Raw genomic sequence first — 1,634 nt, 5'->3', positions numbered from 1 at the left:
GTATGGGTGGATCTGAAAAAACTGGATTTTAATGAAAAAACCGGTAAAGTAAAAAAGCTGCCGCTGGACAAAAACCAGACCTACGCAGGCGAATCATCCCGGCAGTTCATCATTGCAAAGCCATTTGTATTTCAGGGGATATAAGAGCCAACAGGTAGCGACTTTTCGCTGCCTTCCTTTAAGCGTCACAAAAGCCTTTTCTGCAGTAGGAAAACACGGGTTTTTGGTTTTAGCTGATCTCTGATTTGAGATTCAATATTGTTGTGCCGGGCGGCTATGCATAGCACCTGATCATAAAGAGGCCCTCAGCGTAAGCTTAAACGGCACTTCAATGTGTTCCTTGGCGCCCGACAAGATCAATTCGGCTGCTTTTACACCCATCTGGTGAAAGTCTGTTGATATGGTGGTTATGCCGTTCAGGATTATTTTTTTCATAACGGTCTCGTTATAAGAAATAACGCCGATGTGCTTGCCTATTTTATATTTCATGGAAATAAGCCTTTCAATGAGTATAACAAGGTCGGCCTCCATAACATTGATGTATACCTCGCCGCTGTTGATGGGTTCTCTGGCAATATCGTGCACCACTTTATGTGTAAAGGCATACTCCTGGCAAAACCGGTTAAATCCCTTCAGTATCCCTTTGGGATAATAACTTTTTTCGGGGAATATGATTTTCAGGGTGTGGTATTTGGCCAACTGCTTCAACGCCTGTTCCAGCGCATTATAAATATCTTTCTCAAAATTTTCATATACCGCGCCATACTCGCCATTTACGCCGGATATTTTTTTATCCAAAAGTATCAGCTTATGCCTGGGAATGGTATTGATGATCTCATGCGCATTTTCGCCGCCTTCTATAAAATGCGGGATGATCACAAAATGCGAATAGTCTTCTTTGGCATTTCCCAGTAATTTTTTAAACAGCCCGAAATCATTGTTATAGATATAAAAATCAATTGCTACATGCTCACCCAGTGTTTCCACAAAGCCATCGTATATGATTTTTTTATGGGCGCTCAGCTTATTGAACAGCAGCATTACATGCTGGGTTTGTTTAATGTCATCATTAACAATATAGTATCCTTTTCCGGGCACGGAGCCCAGCACGCCCATTTTTTTGAGGTGCTTATACCCCTTCTCGGCAGTATCTCTTGATATCTCCAGTTCAAAACTGAGCTCATTGATGGAAGGAACAAGATCATCTTTTTTTAGCTTCCCCGCTTCTATGGCATTCAGTATAGAATGTGTAAGCTGCAGGTACTTGGGTGTAGCAGAGAATTCATCCACATGCACATGCTCAAAAAACTGGCTGAACTTCATTCCTTATTTTATATTGCTTATAAAAGGCAAATATAAAGTATGTGACTGGTATACGGGGGGCATTCCGGCGCCATTCCTGTTCCTCCAGACAACAAAAGCCCGCATTGCTTTAATTTGCTATGGGTAGCGGTAACCGGTGCAGGCAGGACGCTACTTCCCGGCATTGTTTTCCTTCTCCAACTCTTCGAGCGTCCAGGGATCCCATCTGCGCCCTACCACATCACGCACTTTTTTGATATCGCCGGGCTGAATTACGGAAGCTGCATTACCAAGATTAGTACGGATATAGCTCAATACCGCTGCCAGCCACT

At 43.1% G+C, this 1,634-nt stretch carries 1 protein-coding gene; it reads right to left on the bottom strand.

What is annotated here, in order from left to right; translation table 11 throughout:
- Positions 1 to 291: 291 nt before the first annotated feature.
- Positions 292 to 1,323: a GntR family transcriptional regulator gene (locus PLH26_RS02715; RefSeq protein WP_324584446.1), complete on the bottom strand. Its 1,032-nt coding sequence runs from the start codon at positions 1,321 to 1,323 to the stop codon at positions 292 to 294.
- Between the last annotated feature and the right edge of the window lie 311 nt (positions 1,324 to 1,634).

The organism is Agriterribacter sp., assembly GCF_035444585.1.
Taxonomy (GTDB): Bacteria; Bacteroidota; Bacteroidia; order Chitinophagales; family Chitinophagaceae; genus Agriterribacter.
This window is presented reverse-complemented; position numbering and strand designations above follow the sequence as displayed.

Coding starts and splice junctions, on each gene's coding strand:
- PLH26_RS02715 (WP_324584446.1), bottom strand. CDS start 1,323: ATGAAGTTCAGCCAGTTTTTTGAGCATGTGCATGTGGATGAATTCTCT.